16 protein-coding genes, 1 tRNA gene and 2 riboswitches are annotated in these 18,081 nt (G+C 76.1%); of the genes, 13 read left to right on the top strand and 4 right to left on the bottom strand.

Annotation, left to right across the window (positions count from 1 at the left end; genetic code table 11):
• Positions 1-14: 14 nt before the first annotated feature.
• The 4 genes from QWY28_RS06740 to QWY28_RS06725 are packed head-to-tail and all read right to left on the bottom strand — an operon-like array spanning position 15 to position 3,068.
• Positions 15-749: a helix-turn-helix transcriptional regulator gene (locus QWY28_RS06740; RefSeq protein ID WP_300951552.1), complete on the bottom strand. Its 735-nt coding sequence runs from the start codon at positions 747-749 to the stop codon at positions 15-17.
• A 26-nt stretch (positions 750-775) separates the two neighbouring features.
• Positions 776-1,819, bottom strand: coding sequence for an adenosine deaminase (locus tag QWY28_RS06735; RefSeq protein WP_300951551.1), 1,044 nt, complete (start codon positions 1,817-1,819; stop codon positions 776-778).
• 15 nt (positions 1,820-1,834) lie between these two features.
• Complete coding sequence (locus QWY28_RS06730) at positions 1,835-2,572, bottom strand: DsbA family protein (RefSeq protein ID WP_300951550.1); 738 nt, start codon at positions 2,570-2,572, stop codon at positions 1,835-1,837.
• 1 nt (position 2,573) lies between these two features.
• Positions 2,574-3,068 carry a MauE/DoxX family redox-associated membrane protein gene (locus QWY28_RS06725; RefSeq protein ID WP_300951549.1) on the bottom strand — a complete coding sequence of 165 codons (495 nt, stop codon included), beginning with the start codon at positions 3,066-3,068 and terminating at the stop codon, positions 2,574-2,576.
• Positions 3,069-3,169: 101 nt separating this feature from the next.
• Here QWY28_RS06725 and orn point away from each other — a divergent pair, with 101 nt between their 5' ends.
• The 13 genes from orn (at position 3,170) to QWY28_RS06660 (ending at position 17,932) form a co-directional block, all read left to right on the top strand.
• Complete coding sequence (gene orn / locus QWY28_RS06720) at positions 3,170-3,826, top strand: oligoribonuclease (protein ID WP_300951548.1); 657 nt, start codon at positions 3,170-3,172, stop codon at positions 3,824-3,826.
• Between the two features lie 44 nt (positions 3,827-3,870).
• A tRNA-His gene (locus QWY28_RS06715) sits at positions 3,871-3,946 on the top strand.
• Positions 3,947-4,103: 157 nt separating this feature from the next.
• Positions 4,104-4,174, top strand: a riboswitch (cobalamin riboswitch).
• Between the two features lie 57 nt (positions 4,175-4,231).
• On the top strand, positions 4,232-7,852 hold the full coding sequence (gene cobN, locus QWY28_RS06710) for a cobaltochelatase subunit CobN (RefSeq protein ID WP_300951547.1): 3,621 nt from the start codon (positions 4,232-4,234) through the stop codon (positions 7,850-7,852).
• Positions 7,849-8,580, top strand: coding sequence for a precorrin-6A synthase (deacetylating) (cobF, locus tag QWY28_RS06705; RefSeq protein WP_300951546.1), 732 nt, complete (start codon positions 7,849-7,851; stop codon positions 8,578-8,580). Before cobN ends, cobF begins: the two co-directional genes overlap by 4 nt.
• Positions 8,577-10,058, top strand: coding sequence for a cobyric acid synthase (locus tag QWY28_RS06700; RefSeq protein WP_300951545.1), 1,482 nt, complete (start codon positions 8,577-8,579; stop codon positions 10,056-10,058). The genes cobF and QWY28_RS06700 overlap by 4 nt, the downstream gene beginning before the upstream one ends.
• On the top strand, positions 10,055-10,804 hold the full coding sequence (locus QWY28_RS06695; RefSeq protein WP_300951544.1) for a cobalt-precorrin-6A reductase: 750 nt from the start codon (positions 10,055-10,057) through the stop codon (positions 10,802-10,804). The genes QWY28_RS06700 and QWY28_RS06695 overlap by 4 nt, the downstream gene beginning before the upstream one ends.
• Positions 10,805-10,812: 8 nt before the next feature.
• A riboswitch (cobalamin riboswitch) is annotated at positions 10,813-11,000 on the top strand.
• A gap of 28 nt (positions 11,001-11,028) precedes the next feature.
• Positions 11,029-12,030, top strand: a complete 1,002-nt coding sequence (locus QWY28_RS06690; RefSeq protein ID WP_300951543.1) for an ABC transporter substrate-binding protein — start codon at positions 11,029-11,031, stop codon at positions 12,028-12,030.
• Positions 12,027-13,076 carry a FecCD family ABC transporter permease gene (locus tag QWY28_RS06685; protein WP_300951542.1) on the top strand — a complete coding sequence of 350 codons (1,050 nt, stop codon included), beginning with the start codon at positions 12,027-12,029 and terminating at the stop codon, positions 13,074-13,076. The genes QWY28_RS06690 and QWY28_RS06685 overlap by 4 nt, the downstream gene beginning before the upstream one ends.
• On the top strand, positions 13,073-13,903 hold the full coding sequence (locus QWY28_RS06680; RefSeq protein ID WP_300951541.1) for an ABC transporter ATP-binding protein: 831 nt from the start codon (positions 13,073-13,075) through the stop codon (positions 13,901-13,903). The genes QWY28_RS06685 and QWY28_RS06680 overlap by 4 nt, the downstream gene beginning before the upstream one ends.
• Complete coding sequence (locus tag QWY28_RS06675) at positions 13,900-14,649, top strand: (2Fe-2S) ferredoxin domain-containing protein (protein ID WP_300951540.1); 750 nt, start codon at positions 13,900-13,902, stop codon at positions 14,647-14,649. The genes QWY28_RS06680 and QWY28_RS06675 overlap by 4 nt, the downstream gene beginning before the upstream one ends.
• A complete protein-coding gene (locus QWY28_RS06670; protein ID WP_300951539.1) occupies positions 14,642-15,355 on the top strand; it encodes a Crp/Fnr family transcriptional regulator in 714 nt (237 codons plus the stop codon). The genes QWY28_RS06675 and QWY28_RS06670 overlap by 8 nt, the downstream gene beginning before the upstream one ends.
• Before the next feature lie 161 nt (positions 15,356-15,516).
• Entirely contained in the window at positions 15,517-16,707 is a 1,191-nt protein-coding gene (locus QWY28_RS06665; protein ID WP_300951538.1) for a glycosyltransferase, read from the top strand.
• 16 nt (positions 16,708-16,723) lie between these two features.
• Positions 16,724-17,932: a glycosyltransferase 87 family protein gene (locus tag QWY28_RS06660; RefSeq protein WP_300951537.1), complete on the top strand. Its 1,209-nt coding sequence runs from the start codon at positions 16,724-16,726 to the stop codon at positions 17,930-17,932.
• Positions 17,933-18,081: the final 149 nt, after the last annotated feature.

Below are 18,081 nucleotides of genomic sequence, written 5' to 3'. Positions count from 1 at the left end.
CCGTCGGACCGGGCTCAGTCCGCGAGCCGCCGGCGCGACCGGTCCGGCGCGAACCCGTGGGACATGCCCCAGGCGACCGCCTGCGAGCGCCGGGTGACCCCGATCTTGCGGTAGGCGGTGCGGATGTAGGTCTTGACCGAGTTGATCGAGAGGTAGGTCCGCTCCGCGATCTCCTGGTTCGACAGGCCGCGGGTGATGAGCGCGAGGATCTCGGACTCGCGCGGGCTCAGGCCATCGCCCTGGCCGGGCCACGCACCTCCGCCCTGGTCGGCCTCGCCGGCGGACCCCGTGCCGTCGAGCGCGCCGCGGTTCCCGCTGCCGTTCCCGCTGCCGTTCCCGCTGCCGGACCCGGGCCCGTCCGGGAGGCCGTCGGGGGTGCCGTCGGGGCGGACCACGCCCCCGGCTCGGACCTTCTCGACCGCGGCCACGATCTCCTCGGCGCCCACCGCCTTGTGCAGGTAGCCGGCGGCGCCGCGCTCCAGCGCGCTGTCCACGAGCCGCGGGTCGGTGTGCCAGCTGTAGACGACGACCTTGGCGCAGTCCTCGCGGACCAGGTCGTCGAGGTCGGGACCCTCGCCCTGGGCGAAGTCGTCGAAGAGCACCACGTCCACGTCGCTCGCCACCGGTACGCCGCTGGCGAGCTCGACCAGCTCGACCTGCTCGCTGAACGGTGCGAGCATCGCGGCGACACCGGCGACGACGAGCTCGTAGTCGTTCACCACCGCGAGGCGGATCGGCTGCACGGACATGCCCCGATGATAGGGCCGGGACCCGATCAGGCGGGATCCTTCCCTGCCGCGACGTACGCGTCGATCTCGCCGAGCACGCGCGCCCGGACGTCCTCGGGGGCGAAGGAGACCCGCACGGCGGTCCGCGCGAGGTCGGCCACCCCGTCGGCGTCGAGGTCGAGCAGGTCGGCGGCGATCTCGTACTCGCGGTTCAGCGAGGTCCCGAACATCGGCGGGTCGTCGGAGGCGACCGTCACGGTGACCCCGGCGTCGCGGAACGCCCGGATCGGGTGGTCCTCGAGCCGCGCGACCGCACGGGTGGCGATGTTGGAGGAGGGGCACACCTCGAGCGGCACGCCGGTCGCGGCCAGGTGGGCCAGCAGCTCGGGGTTCTGGGCGGCCGAGGTGCCGTGGCCGATCCGCTCGGCACCCAGCAGCCGCAGGGCGTCCCAGACCGTCTCCGGGCCGGTGGTCTCCCCGGCGTGCGGCACCGAGCGGAGACCGGCGGCGCGGGCGGCGTCGAAGTGCGGCTGGAACTGCGCGCGCGGGACGCCGATCTCGGGCCCGCCGAGCCCGAAGCCGACCAGGCCCTCGGGCCGGTGGTGGAGCGCGAAGTCCACGGTCGCGTCGGCGCTGGGCAGGCCGGCCTCGCCGGGGATGTCGTAGACCCAGCGGAGCACCAGCCCGAAGTCGCGCTCGGCGGCCACCCGGGCGTCCTCGATCGCCTCGGTGTAGGCCTCGATCGGCATGCCGGGCTCCGGGTCGTGCGGGCGCACCGAGGTGTACGGCGTGCACGTCAGCTCGGCGTACCGCAGCGACTGGCCCTCGGCCATCTCGCGGGCGACCTCGTAGGTCAGGTAGCGGATGTCCTCGGGCGTGCGCACCAGGTCGACGACCGCGAGGTAGACCTCGATGAAGTGCGCGAAGTCGCGGAACTCGTAGAAGCGGCGCAGCTCCTCGAGGTCGCTCGGCACGGTGCCGGGGTGGCGGGCGGCCAGCTCGGCGACCATCCGCGGCGAGGCGGACCCGACGTGGTGGACGTGCAGCTCGGCCTTGGGCAGGCCCGCGATGAACTCCGGCGTGACGCGCATGCCGGGATCATCGGCTCACTCGACGGCGGCCACCAAGTTGTCGGCCAGCTCCTCGACCGTGTCGCCGTCGGTGAACTGCTCGCCGTCCACCAGCACCGTCGGCGTCCCGCTCACGCCCGCCCGCGACGCGGCGTCGGTGGCGTTCTGCACCCACTGCGCGAACGCGCCGTCCTCGATCGGGCCGCGGACCTCCGCCTCCGTGGCGCCGGCCTCCACCGCGAGGTCGACCAGGTCCGCGTCGGTCGGGAACGGTCCGGACTCCCCCGGCTGCTGCTCGAAGAGCAGGTCGTGGAAGTCCTTGGCGACCCGCGGCCCGGCGACGTCGAGCACGGCGGCGAAGGCGTTGGTGGCGCGCGCCGAGTAGTCGCCGTACCGGCTGAGCAGGTCGAAGGGGCGGTACTCGACGTACACGCGGCCGTCGGCGGCGAGCCGCTCGAGGTCCTCGCGGGTCTCGCCCTCCAGCGCGCCGCAGAAGGGGCACAGGAAGTCCTCGTAGACCACGACGTGGTGGGGCGCGTCCGCGTCGCCGATCGCCAGCGAGTAGTCGCCGGTGGCGCCCGCGGGCGCAGCGGCCGCCGCACCGGTGGTGTCGCGGCCGCCCTGGACGAGGACGCCGACGAGCACGACCAGCCCGAGCAGGCCGGCCACCGCGCCGACCACGAGGCCCCGCCGACGGCGCTCGCGGGCCTCCTGCTCGCGGATCGCGGTGGCGGCGCGCTCGGCGCGCGACTGCTGGCGGTTCTTCGTGGACACCTCAGGCCTCTCGGGTCGTGGGGCTGCCCGCCGTGCGGCGGAACAGCGCGCCGTCCAGCGCGAACCGCGTCGAGCGGCACCACACCAGGTACAGCGACAGGGCGAGGAGACCGATGTCGCGGGCGATCTCCCCGGGGTACTGCGCGGACGCGCCGGCCTCGTAGCCGCCGCCGCCGAAGCAGCCGCAGTCGATCTGCAGGCCCCGCGCCCACGCCGAGGCGATGCCGACGACGAACGCGAGGAACAGCAGCGAGGACACGACGGCCGCGCCGCGGGTGAGCAGGCCGGCCAGCAGGGCGAGGCCGACGACCACCTCGAGGACCGGCAGCAGGTGCCCGACGGTCGGGACGACCGCCTCGGGCAGCAGGTCGTAGGCGCGGACCGCCCGCACGCTCTCGTAGGGGTCGGGCAGCTTGAGTGCGCCGGCGACCAGCCAGACGCCGCCGGTCACCAGTCGGGCGACCAGCCCCACCCACTCCTGCACGCGCCTGCTCACGCCGCGGACGCTAGGCAGCCCACCTGAGCCGAGGCTGAGGTCTCCGGCAGCGCCGGCTGAGAACCCTCGGGGACGAGCCGGGACCCGTAGGGTTGCGCCTCGTGAACGACCGACTCGTCTGGATCGACTGTGAGATGACCGGCCTCGACCTGCGCGCCGACGCGCTGATCGAGGTGGCGGCGCTCGTCACCGACTTCGACCTCAACGTCCTGGGCGACGGGGTCGACATCGTGATCCGGCCGCCGGACGAGGCGCTGGAGCAGATGGGCGACTTCGTGCGCAGCATGCACGAGAGCTCCGGCCTGCTCGCCGAGCTCGAGGGCGGCGTGACGCTGGCCGAGGCCGAGGAGCGGACGCTCGCCTACCTGCGCGAGCACTGCCCCGCCGGCAGCCGGCCGCCGCTGGCCGGCAACACCGTGGGCACCGACCGGGCGTTCATCTCGCGCGACATGGGCGAGCTCGAGGGCTTCCTGCACTACCGGATCGTCGACGTCAGCTCGATCAAGGAGCTCTCCCGCCGGTGGTACCCCCGGGCCTACCACCAGGCGCCGGCCAAGCGCGGCAACCACCGCGCGCTCGCCGACATCCGGGAGAGCATCGAGGAGCTGCGCTACTACCGCGAGGCGGTCTTCGTCCCGCAGCCCGGCCCCGACTCCGACACGGCCCGCCGGATCGCCGCCCGGCACGCCGGCGCCCTCACCACGCCCGCCGCGGACCCGGGTCCGGGGTCCGGTCCGGATTCCACGCCCGGGGACTGAGTCGCCTATAGTTCCTTCCGGCCCCGACCTCGGTGGGGACCGTGGTGGGTATAGCTCAGCTGGTAGAGCGCTGCGTTGTGGTCGCAGATGTCGCGGGTTCAAGTCCCGTTACTCACCCCACGCGAACGAGCCCCCGACCTGGACGTCCAGGTCGGGGGCTCGTTGCGTCGCACGGCTCGTGTCTCGTGATGCCGAGCGTGCGCTCCGGCGCACTCCTGGCATCACGAGGCGGTGGGCGGGGGTGGGCCGCGGTAGGGTCCGGGCACGCCCGCGGCGCAGGAACCCGGTGAGACTCCGGGGCGGTTCCGCCACTGTGACGCGGCCCTCCGGGGCCGCCAGCCAGACACTCACCGGGGGCGATCCCACCGTTCGACGGGGCGAGAACCCCGGAGGAGGACCCCGGCCATGGCCGCGCCCGCCCGCATCTGCCTGCTCTCCACGTCCGACACCGACCTGCTCTCCGCGCAGGCCTCCGGCGCCGACTACGGCCTCGCCAACCCGGCCCGGCCCGCCCACCAGGCGATGGCGGCGGCCATCGAGGGCGCCGACCTGGTCGTCGCCCGGATCCTCGGCGGCCCCCAGGACCTGTGCGGCGGCTTCCGGCGCATCCGCGAGACCGGCATGCCGATGGTGGTGCTGGGGGGCGAGCAGGAGCCGAACGCCGAGCTGATGGAGCTGTCCTCGGTGCCCGTCGGCGTCGCGGCGCAGGCCCACCGCTACCTGGCCGAGGGCGGCCCGGAGAACCTCGCGCAGCTGCACGCGTTCCTCTCCGACACCGTGCTGCTGACCGGCGAGGGGTTCGATCCGCCGGCGGCGGTCCCCGCCTGGGGCGTGGCCGAGCGGCCGCAGCCGCACGGGCTGCCGGGCGCCCCGGACCTGCCCCGGGTCGGGATCCTCTACTACCGGGCCCACCACAGCAGCGGGAACACCGGCTTCGTGCACGCACTGGCCGACGCCGTCGACGCGACCGGAGCGGCCGTCGGCGTACCCGTCTTCGCCGGGTCGCTGCGCAGCGCGCCCGACGAGCTGTTCGCGACGCTGGCGACCTTCGACGCGCTGGTCGTCACCGTGCTGGCCGCCGGCGGGAGCGTGCCGGCCTCGGCGAGCGCGGGCGGGGACGACGAGGCGTGGGACGTCGAGCGGATCGCGGCGCTCGACGTGCCGGTGCTGCAGGGGCTGTGCCTCACCAGCAGCCGCGCGGAGTGGGAGGCCAACGACGACGGCGTCACGCCGCTCGACTCGGCCAACCAGGTGGCGATCCCGGAGTTCGACGGCCGGATCATCACGGTGCCGTTCTCCTTCAAGGAGGTCGACCCCGACGGCCTCCCCCGCTACGTCGCCGACCCCGAGCGCTGCCGGCGGGTGGCCGGCCTCGCGGTCAACCACGCCCGGCTGCGGCGGGTGCCGAACGCGCGGAAGAAGGTGGCGCTCGTCCTGTCGGCGTACCCCACCAAGCACGCGCGGATCGGCAACGCCGTCGGCCTCGACACCCCGGTCTCGACGGTCCGGCTGCTGCGCCGGCTGCGGGACGCGGGCTACGACCTGGGCGGGCCGGGCGCCGTCCCGGGGCTGGACCTGGCGGACGACACCGCTGCCGGGGACGCGCTCATCCACGCGATGATCGCGGCCGGCGGGCAGGACGAGGAGTGGCTGACCTCGGACCAGCTGAGCGACGCGCACGTGCGCGTGAGCGCCGAGCAGTACGCCGCGTGGACGGCGCACCTGCCGCAGGAGCTGCGCGCGGGGATGACCGAGGCCTGGGGCGAGGCGCCGGGCTCGGTGTTCGTCAACGAGGCCGGCGAGATCGTGCTCGCGACCCTGGTGGCCGGCAACGTCGTGCTGATGATCCAGCCGCCGCGCGGGTTCGGCGAGAACCCGGTCGCGATCTACCACGACCCCGACCTGGCCCCGACGCACCACTACCTGGCGGCGTACCGCTGGCTGGCCGCGCCGGAGGCCGAGGGCGGCTTCGGGGCGCACGCGGTGGTGCACCTCGGCAAGCACGGCTCGCTGGAGTGGCTGCCGGGGAAGAACGCCGCGCTCTCGGCGGCCTGCGGCCCCGACGCGGTGCTCGGCGACCTGCCGCTGTTCTACCCGTTCCTCGTCAACGACCCCGGCGAGGGCGCGCAGGCCAAGCGGCGCGCGCACGCGACGATCGTCGACCACCTGGTCCCGCCGATGGCGCGGGCGGAGTCCTACGGCGACATCGCGCGGCTCGAGCAGCTGCTCGACGAGCACGGCAACATCGCCGCGATGGACCCGGCCAAGCTGCCGGCGATCCGCGGCGAGATCTGGTCGCTCATGCGCGCCGCCGAGCTGCACCGCGACCTCGGCCTGGAGGAGCGGCCCGAGGACGACGACTTCGACGACTTCCTGCTGCACGTCGACGGCTGGCTGTGCGAGATCAAGGACGTCCAGATCCGCGACGGGCTGCACGTCCTGGGCCAACCGCCGACCGGCGAGGCGCTGGTCAACCTGGTCCTGGCCATCCTGCGCGCCGCCCAGGTCTGGGGCGGCGTCGGGCACGCGGTGCCAGGGCTGCGGGCCGCCCTCGGGCTCACCGACGGCGCGCCGACCACCGAGGTGGACGCCGTCGAGGAGCAGGCGCGGGCGCTGGTCACCGCACTGGCCCACGCCGACTGGGACCCGGCCGCCGTCGACGGCCTGCACGACGACGCCGACGTGCGCGCCGCCCTGCGGTTCGCCGCGACCGAGGTGGTCCCCCGCCTGGCCGCCACCACCGACGAGCTCGACGCGCTGCTCCACGCCCTCGACGGGGGGTACGTCGCCGCGGGACCGTCGGGGTCGCCGCTGCGGGGCCTGGTCAACGTGCTGCCGACGGGCCGCAACTTCTACACCGTCGACCCGCGGGCCGTGCCGTCGCGGCTGGCGTGGCAGACCGGCCAGGCGATGGCGGAGTCGCTGGTGCGGCGCTACCTCGAGGAGACCGGCGAGCACCCCACCTCGGTGGGCCTCTCGGTGTGGGGCACCAGCGCCATGCGGACCTCGGGCGACGACGTGGCCGAGGTGCTGGCGCTGCTCGGCGTGCGGCCGGTCTGGGACGAGATGTCGCGGCGGGTCACCGAGCTCGCGGTGATCGACCTCGAGGAGCTCGGTCGCCCGCGCATCGACGTGACGGTCCGGATCTCCGGGTTCTTCCGCGACGCCTTCCCGCACACGGTCGCGATGCTCGACGACGCGGTGCGGCTGGTGGCCGGGCTGGACGAGCCCGACGACGTCAACTTCGTCCGCGCGCACGTCCAGACCGACCTCGCCGAGCACGGGGACGAGCGCCGGGCGACGACGAGGGTCTTCGGCTCGAAGCCGGGCTCCTACGGCGCCGGCATCCTGCAGCTGGTCGAGTCGGGCACCTGGCGCGACGACGCCGACCTGGCGGAGGTCTACACGACCTGGGGCGGCTTCGCCTACGGCCGCGGCCTCGACGGTGCGCCCGCCGCGGACGACATGCGGGCGGCGTACCGCCGGATCAAGGTGGCCGCCAAGAACGTCGACAGCCTCGAGCACGACATCGCCGACTCCGACGACTACTTCCAGTACCACGGCGGCATGGTCGCCACCGTCCGCGCGCTCACCGGCGCCGACCCGAAGGCGTACGTCGGGGACTCCACGACCCCCGACGCGGTGCGCACGCGCAGCCTGCAGGAGGAGACCACCCGGGTCTTCCGGGCGCGCGTGGTCAACCCGCGGTGGATCGCCGCGATGCAGCGGCACGGCTACAAGGGGGCCTTCGAGCTCGCCGCCACGGTGGACTACCTGTTCGGCTTCGACGCGACCGCAGGCGTGGTGCACGACTGGATGTACGAGTCGCTCGCCGCCTCCTACGTCCTCGACGAGACCAACCAGGAGTTCCTGCGGCGCTCCAACCCGTGGGCGCTGCGGGGCATCGTCGAGCGGCTGCACGAGGCGGCCGACCGCGGGCTGTGGGCGGAGCCGGACGCGGAGACGCTCGCGTCGCTGCAGAAGGTCTACCTGGAGGTCGAGGGCGACCTCGAGGACGAGCGGTGACGCACGTCCACGTCGTTGGTCTCGGCATGGGGCCGCACCACCTCACCGCCGAGGGCGCGGCGGCGCTCGCGGGCTCCGACTACGTCGTCGCGGTCCGCAAGCGCGGCGACGACGAGCTGCTGGAGGTACGTCGCCGGGTGGCCGCCGACCACGGGCTGGGCCTCGTGGAGGTGGTCGACCCGGAGCGGGACCGCGACGACCCGGCCGACTACCCGGGCGCGGTAGCCGCGTGGCACGACGCCCGCGCGGACGCCTGGGCCCGGGTGCTGACCGGCCGCGGCGGCACGGCGACGTACCTCGTCTGGGGCGACCCGTCGCTCTACGACTCCACGCTGCGGGTGCTCGAGCGGGCGGCCGCCCGCGTGGAGCTGACCTGGGACGTGGTGCCCGGCATCAGCGCCCCGCAGGTGCTGGCCGCCCGGCACCGCGTCGTGCTGCACGAGGTGGGCCAGCCGGTGCACCTGACGACCGCGCGGCGGCTCGCCGAGGACCTCGCGGCCGGTCAGGAGAACCTGCTCGTGATGCTCGGCTCCGCCGCGAGCCTGGACGGGCTGGTCGCCCTGGCCGACTGGCGGATCTGGTGGGGCGCGAACCTCGGCGCGGCCGGCGAGCGGCTCGTCGCCGGTCGGGTCGGCGAGGTCCTCGACGAGGTGCGGGCCGCCCGTGCGGCCGCCCGGGACGAGGCCGGCTGGGTGATGGACTGCTACCTGCTCCGGGCGCCGCGGTGAGCGGCCTGCTGGTGGCCGGCACGACCTCCGACGCCGGCAAGTCGGTGGTCACGACGGGCCTGTGCCGCGCCTTCGCGCGCCGGGGCGTCTCGGTGGCGCCGTACAAGGCGCAGAACATGTCGAACAACTCGATGGTCTGCCTCGACCGCGACGGCACGCCGGCCGAGATCGGCCGGGCCCAGTGGGTGCAGGCGCGGGCCGCCCGGGTGGAGCCGGAGCCGGCCATGAACCCGGTGCTGCTCAAGCCCGGCTCGGACCGCCGCAGCCACGTCGTGCTGATGGGGCGGCCGGCCGGCGCGGTGTCGGCGACCGACTTCGCGACCGGCCGGCGGCACCTCGCGGCGGCCGCGCACGCGGCGTACGACGACCTGGCGGCGCGGTTCGACGTCGTCGTCGCGGAGGGGGCCGGGAGCCCGGCGGAGGTGAACCTGCGCGCGAGCGACTACGTCAACCTCGGCCTCGCGCGCCACGGCGACCTGCCGGTCGTGGTCGTCGGCGACATCGACCGCGGGGGCGTCCTCGCCGCCATGGTGGGCACGCTCGCGCTGCTCGAGCCGGCCGACCAGGCGCTGGTGGCGGGGTTCGTGGTGAACAAGTTCCGCGGCGACCTCGGCCTGCTCCGCCCCGGGCTGGAGCGGCTCGAGGAGCTGACCGGCCGCCCGGTCCACGGCGTCCTCCCCTGGCACCCCGACGTGTGGCTGGACGCCGAGGACGCCCTCGACCTCGAGGGGCGCCGCGCGGGCGACGGTGCCCGCAGGCGGGTCGCGGTGGTGCGGCTGCCGCGGATCAGCAACTACACCGACGTCGACGCGCTCGGCCTCGAGCCGGACCTGGACGTCGTCTTCGTCTCCGACCCCCGCGACCTGGCCGACGCCGACCTGGTCGTGCTGCCCGGCACCCGCGCGACCATCGCCGACCTCGGCTGGCTGCGCGGCCGCGGCCTCGACGTCGCCATCGAGCGGCACGCCCGCGCCGGCCGGCCGGTGCTCGGCATCTGCGGCGGCTTCCAGATGCTCGGCACCGAGGTCCGCGACCCCGACGGCGTCGAGGGCCCGCCCGGGGCGTGCGCCCCTGGGCTCGGCCTGCTGCCGGTGACCACGACGTTCGGTCCCGACAAGGTCCTGCGGCTGCCGTCGGGCGAGGCGCTCGGCGCGCCGACGAGCGGCTACGAGGTCCACCACGGCCGGGTCAGCCGGACCGCGGGCGTCGAGGACTTCCTCGGCGGGGCCCGCGTCGGACCGGTCGCGGGGACGATGTGGCACGGCAGCCTCGAGGGCGACGCGTTCCGGGCGGCCTACCTCGCCGACGCGGTGGGGCTCGCGCCGTCCGGGGTCTCGTTCCCCGCGGCCCGCGAGCGGCGGCTCGAGCTGCTGGCCGACCTCGTCGAGGAGCACCTCGACGTCGACGCACTCCTCGGGCTGGCCCGCGACGGTGCGCCCGCCGGCCTGCCCACGCTCGAGCTGGGGCTGGCCCGGTGAGGGTCCTGCTGCTCGGCGGCACGGCGGAGGCGCGCGAGCTCGCGCGGCTGCTCGTCGATGCCGGTGTCGACGTCACCTCGTCCCTGGCCGGCCGGGTCGCGCGGCCGCGGCTGCCGGTCGGGCGGGTGCGGATCGGCGGCTTCGGCGGGGTGGCCGGCCTGCGCGCCGACCTGGCGTCGTACGACCTGGTGGTCGACGCGACCCATCCCTTCGCCCGCGGGATCAGCGCGAACGCCGCCGCCGCCTGCACCGCCGAGGGCGTCCCGCTGCTGCGGCTCGAGCGGCCGGGATGGGAGCCCGACCCGACCTGGACGTACGCCGACACCCACGCCGAGGCCGCGGCGCTGACCGCGTCCCTGGGTCGGCGGCCGTTCCTCACCGTCGGGCGGCAGGAGCTGGCCGCGTTCGTGCCCGACCTGGGCGGACTGCCGGTGCTGGCCCGCGTGGTCGACCCGCCGGACCTCGAGCTGCCGGCGGCGTGGGAGCTGCTCACCGGCCGCGGGCCGTACACGCTGGCGGGCGAGCTGGCCGTGCTGCGCCGGCACCGCGCCGACGTGCTCGTCACCAAGGACTCCGGCGGCACCCACACCTGGCCGAAGATGCAGGCGGCCGCGGAGCTCGGCGTGCCGGTCGTGGTGGTCTCCCGGCCCGCGCCGGACCCCTCGACGCCGGTCGTCGACGGTCCCGGCCCCGCGTCGGCGTGGGTGCTCGGCCACCGCCCTCCCACCGAGCCCCCGGCCGGGTGAGCGCGGTGGTACGTTCCGCGTGCCGTGGTGAACGGGAAGCCGGTGCGAGACCGGCGCGGCCCTCGCCACTGTGAGCGCGGAGTCCCGCGACCTCACTGACACCCAGGTGTCAGGACCACTGGGCGCGAGCCTGGGAAGGTCGGTCGTCGGACGTCGATGCGCGAGCCAGGAGACCGGCCACGGCGCTTCACCTCCACGAGGGTTCCTGGAAGAGAGCACCACCGATGATCCGTCGTACCGTCCTGCGCCCTGCCCTGCTGGCCGCGGCCCTGCTCACCCCCGGGCTGCTGTCCGCCTGCGCGGGGGCCCCGGCCGCCGAGTCGGCCCCACCCGGCCCCACCGACAGCTCCGTCACCGTCACCAGCTGCGGCCACGAGGTCACCGTCGACGAGCCGCCGAGCGAGGTGGTGACCCTCAACCAGGGCGCCACCGAAGTCGTCCTCGCCCTCGGCCTCGCCGACCAGCTCGCGGGGACCGCCTACCTCGACGACGCCGTGCCGCCGCGGTGGCAGGCGGCGTACGACGCCGTGCCGGTCCTCTCGGCGGAGTACCCGACCAACGAGCAGCTGCTGGCCGCCCGCCCCGACTTCGTCTACGCCTCCTACGCCAGCGCCTTCGAGCCGGCCGTCGCCGGCACGCAGGAGGACCTCGCGGCCGCGGGCGTCGGCTCCTACCTCTCGCCCTTCGGCTGCCCGGAGGCCGGCGACCGCCCGGGCGCGTCCTTCGAGGCCGTCTGGGGCGAGGTCGCCGACGTCGCAGCCGCCCTGGGCCACCCCGAGGCCGCCGAGCGGCTCCGGGCGGAGCAGGAGGACCGGCTCGCCGACCTCGGGGCGGAGGCAGCCGGCGCGGGGCTCGACGTCCTGTGGTGGGACGGCGGCACCAGGTCCCCCACCGTCGGCGCCGGCGAGGGCGGCCCGCAGCTGGTCCTCGACGCGATCGGCGCGCGCAACGTCTTCGGCGACCTCGACGGCTCCTGGGCCGACGGCAGCTGGGAGGACGTGCTCGCGGCGGACCCCGACGTCATCGTGCTCGTGGACGCCGCCTGGGACCCCGCCGCCGAGAAGCGGGCCCACCTCGAGTCCGACCCGGTGCTGAGCCGGCTGACCGCCGTCCGCGAGCAGAGGTACGCGGTGGTGCCGTTCTCGGAGTCGACCGCCGGCGTTCGGCTGGTCGACGGGGCGGCCTCGCTCGCCGACCAGCTCGGCGAGCTCGGGCTCGGCGGGTGAGCACGCGGGACGCTCGCGGCCGCGCCGGCCGCGGCCTCCTGGCGCTCGGCGCGCTGCTGGTCCTGCTCGCGAGCTGCGCGGTCGCGCTCGGCGTGGGGTCGGTCGACGTGCCGGTCAGCCGCGTGCTGGCGGTGCTGGCCCGACGGGCCGGGCTCGGCGACCACGGCGTGGACCTGCTGGAGGACCAGCTCGTCTGGCAGCTGCGGCTGCCGCGGGTCCTCGGCGCGGTCGCTGTGGGCGCCGTGCTCGCCTCCTGCGGCGCGGTGCTGCAGTCGCTGACGCGCAACGACCTCGCCGACCCGTTCCTCCTCGGCGTCTCCAGCGGCGCCGGGGTCGGGGCGGTCAGCGTGATCGTGCTCGGCGTGGGCCTCGGCGGCCTCGCCGGGGAGGCCGTGCTCCCGGTCGCGGCGTTCGCCGGCGCGCTCGCCGCGCTCGCGGCCGTCCTCCTCGTCGCCTCGGCCGGGGGCGGCGCGCTGCGCCCGCACCGCACGGTCCTGGCCGGTGTGGCGGTCGCGCACCTGTGCGGCGCCTACACCTCGGTGGTCGTGATCATGCACGGCCAGGGGGACGCCGCCCGCCGGGTGCTCGCGTGGACACTCGGCTCGCTGGCGGGCCTGCGCTGGGGCAGCGCGCTGGTGCTCGCCGCGGCCGCGGTCGTGGCGCTGGTGTGGTTCCTGGCGTACGCCGAGCGGCTCGACGCCTTCGCCTTCGGGGAGACGTCCGCGCGCTCGCTGGGCGTCCCCGTCGCCGCCACCCGGTGGGTGCTGATGGTGGCCACGGCGCTGGTCACGGCCACCACGGTGGCGTACGCCGGGGCGATCGGCTTCGTGGGGCTCGTCGTGCCCCACCTGGTCCGGCCGCTGGTCGGGTCGCGGCACCGCGCCCTGCTCCCGGCCTCGGCGGTCGCCGGCGCGGTGCTCCTGGTCTGGGCCGACACCGCCGCCCGGTCGCTCGTCGACGGCCAGGAGGTGCCGATCGGCGCGCTCACCGCGCTCATCGGCGTGCCCGTCCTGGTCTGGCTGATGGCGCGGAGGACCGCCTCATGAGCCACCGCGAGCACTGCGTCCACCGCGGCGCGCACGACGACCTGCCCGACCTCACCGCCGAGGGCGTCACGGTCCGCCTCGGCGACCGCACCGTCCTCGACGGCGTGGGCGTGCGGGCCGCGGGCGGCCGGGTGACCGGGCTGCTCGGCCCCAACGGCTCGGGCAAGACCACCCTGCTCCACGTGCTGGCCGGACTGCGGCGCCCCGACGCGGGCGCCGTCCGGGTCGGGAGCACCGACCTCCGCGGGCTCGGCGACCGCCGGCGCGCCCGCACCGTCGCGCTGGTGGAGCAGCACGCCGCCACCACCGTCGACCTGACCGTCCGCGAGGTCGTCGCCCTCGGCCGGCTCCCGCACCGCGGCCGGCTGGGTGGCGCGCGGCACGACCCGCGCGGCGACGCCGTGGTCGAGGAGGTCCTCGGCATGGTGGGGCTCTCGGACCTCGCGGAGCGCACGTGGGGCACCCTCTCGGGCGGGGAGCGCCAGCGCGCGCACCTGGCCCGCACGCTCGCCCAGGAGCCGGAGGTGCTCCTGCTCGACGAGCCCACCAACCACCTCGACCTGGGCCAGCAGCTGCGGTTCCTCTCCCTGGTCCGCGAGCTCGGCCTCACCGCCGTCGCCGCCCTGCACGACCTGGAGCTGGCCGCCGCCTTCTGCGACGACGTGGTGGTGCTCGACGGCGGCCGGGTGCGCGGCCACGGCCCGGTCGGGGCGGCGCTCACCACCCCGCTGCTGGGCGAGGTGTACGGCGTCGAGGCGTCGCTCGCACCGCACCCCCGCCTGTCCCGCCCGCACCTGGTGTGGGACGGCCCCGTGGAGGCGCCGTGACCGCGCACGTCCTCGTCGGCACGACCCCCGCGGACCCCGCGCGCCGCGGGGAGCTCCTCGCCCTCGCGCGTCGCGTCGGCGCCGACCTCGCCTTCCTCCAGCTCGGCTCCCCCGGCCTGGGCACCGTGCTCACCCGGCTCGCCGACGACGGCGCCACCCGGGTCGTGCTCGTCGGGGTCGGCGGTGGCGTCGGCGGTGGCGTCGGCGGGGCGGCCGGGCCCGGGGTGTCGTGGCTGCGCCGGGTCGCGGCGCACTGGTGGGCGACGTACGGCGCCGGGGCCCCCGAGCTGTTGACCGCGCCGGCGTACCTCAACCTCACCGACGAGACCGCCTGGGACGACCTCGTCGCGCGCGCCCGGCCGGTCACCGGCCCCGGCCCCGGTCTGCGCTCCGCGGCGTGGGGGGACGTGCCGCGCCACCGCCACCAGGTCCTCGTCTGCCGCGGGCCACGCTGCACCGCCGCGGGAGCCGAGGAGACCGCCGCCGCGCTCGTCCTGGAGCTGGCCCGGCACGACCTCGGCGACGACGACGTGCTGCTCACCCAGACCGGCTGCCAGTTCCCGTGCAACCGGGCTCCCGTGGTCACGGTGCACCCGGACGACGTCTGGTACGGCGGCGTCGACCCCGCCGGCGCGGCCGCGGTCGTCGCCGAGCACCTCGTGACGGGCACCACGGTCGAACGGCTCCGGCTTCGGCGAGTGGCACCCGCGGCGACCACCGACAGGGGACGATGGACCCGTGACTGAACGGCATGCAGGCGTCCACCCCGCGGTCGCCGCGGCACTGAACCCGAGCCTGGGTGCGGCGCTGGGCCTGGACGAGGAGGTCCTGGCCGACGTGCTCGCCGCGTTCGAGGTGCGCGAGGTCCCCCGCCAGGCGCGGCTCTTCGAGCAGGGCGAGCCGGGGCGCAGCCTGTACCTGGTGCGCGAGGGCAGCCTGAAGCTGACCCGGACGACGGCGAGCGGCCGGCCGAGCATCCTGGCGGTGCTGGGGCCCGGTGACACGGTCGGCGAGATGTCCCTGCTCGACGGCAGCGCCCGGACCGCCACCGCGACCGCGCTCACCCCCGCGGTGGTGCTGGAGCTGTCCCAGGCCCGCTTCGACCGCTGGCTGGCCGACCAGCCGGCCGCCGCGCCGCTGCTGCTGCGCCACCTCGGCCGCCGGCTGCGCGCCTCGAACGACGTCATCGCGGACCTGGTCTTCGCCGACGTGCCCACGCGCGTCGCGCGGCTGGTCCTCAAGCTGGCCGACCAGTTCGGTCTCGAGGACGAGCGCGGCGTCGTGATGATCGAGCACCAGCTCACCCAGGAGGAGCTGGCCCAGCTCGTCGGCTCCGCCCGCGAGACCGTCAACAAGGCCCTCGCGAGCTTCGCCGGCCGTGGCTGGATCGAGCTGGGCCGCCGCTCGATCGCGGTCCTCGACGGCGAGCGGCTCGCCCGCTTCGCCCGCTGAGGATCCGCCGAGCACCTGCTGACGACCGGTCGCGGGCGGCGTCACCTGACCGACGCCGGCCCTTCATCCTCCGCTCACCGCAGGACGCCCCTCGTCCACCCCGGGGGCGCCTAGGTTCGCGCCACCGACGACAGGGGTGGTGCATGGCGAGGGTGGCGAGGGTGTCCGGTCCCCACAGCGGGACGCGGGTGCTGTCGGTCTACGAGGGGTTCTTCGCCGGGGGTGCGCGGATCCAGCACACCTCGATGGTGGCGGGCCTGCACGCCGCGACGGACCAGCGGCACAGCGTGCTGGGCCTCGCGAGCAGCACGGACCGCGAGGGCACCGTCCAGCGCGCGGACCGCGACGGCAGCTGGCGGCGGCTGGCCGCCGCCGGCGTCGCCGTCGACGCGCTCGACCGGTCGTCGACCGGCGCCCTGGGCCGGGCGCACCTCGCCCGTCTCGAGCGGGCCGTCGCGGACGCCGACCTGGTCCTGTCGCTGAAGGAGCAGCCGCTCGCGGCGCTGCGGCGGGTGGACACCGGCGGCACCCCGGTCCTCGTCTCCCTGCACCGGTCCGACCCCGAGCACCACGGGTCCGCGGTGGCCGACCTCGTCGAGCTCGTCGACCGCGGGGTGGTCACGTCGGCGGTCTGCTGCGCGCGGTCGACCCAGCGGGCCTACCACGCGGCGACCGGCATCGCGCTGAGCCGGCTGCCGGTGGTGCACAACGGCGTGGACCTGCGGCGCTACCGCCCCTCGGCCGCCGAGCGCCGCGACGTACGCCGCGAGCTCGGCGTCCCGGACGCCGCACCCGTCGTCCTCCTCTCGGCCCGCTTCGACCCGATGAAGGACGTCCCGCTCTTCCTGCGGGCCGCCGCCGTCCTCGCGCGCCGGCGCCCCGATGCGCACGTCGTGCTCTGCGGAGCCGGCATGTCGCCGGGCAACGGCGAGCTCGCGGACCTCGTCGCGACGACGCTGCGGGGCTGGTCCGGCGCGCAGGAGCGGGTCCACCTGCTCGGGATCCGGGCGGACATGCCGCGCCTCTACAACGCCGCCGACCTCGTCGCGCTGACCAGCGCCTACGGCGAGGCGGCGCCGCTGTCGCTGCTCGAGGCGATGGCCAGCGGCACCGTGCCGGTCACCACCGACGTCGGCGACGCCGCGGAGATGGTCGGCGACCCCCGGCTGGTCACGGGCCGTGAGCCGGACGACGTCGCGCTCGCGTGGGAGGCCGCGCTCGAGGCCCGGGAGGGGCACCGGGCGCGGATCCTCGGCCAGCGGCACCGCCTCTCCGAGCGGCACTGCGTCGAGGCCTACGCCGCCCTCGTCGAGCAGCACGCGGCGTACGACGCCCTGCGCCCCGCGGTCTGACCCGGGGCCCGCGGACGTGGTGCGACCGGACCGCCGGCAGGCGGTCGTGCTGGGGCTCGCCGCGGTCGCGGCCGTCGTCGCGGCGGCCGTGGAGGCGACCTCGGCGCCGGCGTTCGTCGACCTGTCGGTCTACCGGTTCGGCGCCGGGCAGGTGGTCCGCGGCGAGGAGGTGTACGCCGGCACCGACCCGGCGAGCGGGCTGCCGTTCACCTACCCGCCGTTCGCGGCGCTGCTGTTCCTGCCGCTCGCGGTGCTCCCCTCGCCGCTGGCGGCCGGCCTGCTCGCGGGAGCCTCGGTCGCCGCGCTGGGCTGGACGGTCCGCCTGCTCGCCCCGACGACGGGACCCACGGCCCTCGGGCTGGTCCTCGCGGGGCTCGTCGTGCTGGAGCCGGTCGAGCAGACCCTGTCGTTCGGGCAGGTCAACCTCCTGCTCCTGGGACTCGTCACCGCGGCGGTGCTGCAGCCGGACCGGGCCCGCAGCCCGTGGCTGCTCGGGGTCGCCGCCGGCCTCAAGCTCACGCCGCTGGTCTTCGTCGTGCTCCTCGCCCTGGTCGGCCGCGGGGGCCAGGCGGGGCGGGCGCTGGCGGTCTTCGGCGGCACGGTCCTGCTCGGCGCGGCCGTGCTCCCCCGCGACGCCGAGGCGTACTGGACCGCGGCGGTCTGGGACCCCGACCGGGTCGGCGGCGTCGCCTTCGTCAGCAACCAGTCCGTCAACGGGCTGCTGGCCCGCCTCGGCGACGGGCACCCGTCCACCGCGTCGTGGCTGGTCGTGGCCGGGGCGACGTCCCTCGCGGCCCTCGCGAGCGGCGTCGCGTGGTACCGGCGCGGGCACCGCGACCTCGGCCTGGCGCTCGCCGGCGCGGCGATGCTCCTGGCGTCGCCGGTCTCGTGGAGCCACCACTGGGTGTGGGTGGTCGTGGCCGTGCTGGCCCTGCCCCGGACCGCGCCGGTCGTCGTGGCCGTCTTCGCCACCCGGCTGCTCTGGTGGCCGCCGCACCGCGAGGACCGCGAACTGGACTGGGGCCCCGTCGAGCACCTGGCCGGCGGCTCCTACCTACTGCTCGCGCTGATCCTCGTGCTGGGCTCGGCCGCGGCGCTGGTGCGGGCCGGCCGGCGCCCGACGTCAGCGCCAGAGCCGGAGGACGGCCCAGACCCAGAACACGACGACGGCGGCACCGAGGACCGTCACCGTGACGACGCTGCCGCTCACGGCACCCCACCCTGACCGCGGCCGGCCACCGCCGCTCCACCGGCGGGAGGACCACAGGCGCACAGCCGGCGAACACCCGCCGGACCGGCCGCGGGGACCGGCCTGCACCGAGCGCCTGGCTGGGTAGTCACGGACGTTTTCGTCCGTGACCATCCCCGTGAAGG

This window comes from Nocardioides oceani (assembly GCF_030412965.1).
Taxonomy (GTDB): Bacteria; Actinomycetota; Actinomycetes; order Propionibacteriales; family Nocardioidaceae; genus Nocardioides; species Nocardioides oceani.
Note: the sequence above shows the minus strand (reverse complement) of the source record. Positions and strands in the feature narration are given on the sequence as shown.